General features: G+C 44.7%; 1 protein-coding gene. It reads right to left on the bottom strand.

The genetic code is table 11. The features are described 5' to 3' along the window. The coding region (locus LZZ90_RS14025; RefSeq protein WP_237791328.1) for a hypothetical protein at positions 1-257 on the bottom strand (257 nt) is incomplete at both ends.

The following is a 257-nucleotide window of genomic DNA, read 5'->3' as shown; positions in this document are numbered from 1 at the left end:
CTCCAGAACAAATTGTGGTTGTTCCTGAAATAGACGCTGTCGGTAAGGCAATCACAGAAACCGTAGCCGATCCTGTTAACACTTGCGTACAAGCTGGTGTTCCTGCTGAAGTTACATCCACTAAAGTATAAACACTATCTGCAGTTAAAGCTGATGTAGCAACCGTAGCGGTTCCTGAAGCGTCAAGCGTTACCGTTTGGTTGGCTCCACCATCAACTGTATAAGTTACTGTAGCATTTGCTGTTCCGTTGAAAGTT

The organism is Flavobacterium sp. SM15 (genome assembly GCF_022012335.1).
GTDB lineage: Bacteria > Bacteroidota > Bacteroidia > Flavobacteriales > Flavobacteriaceae > Flavobacterium.
The sequence above is the reverse complement of the archived record's forward strand: the minus strand, read 5'-3'. Positions and strand labels throughout refer to the sequence as shown.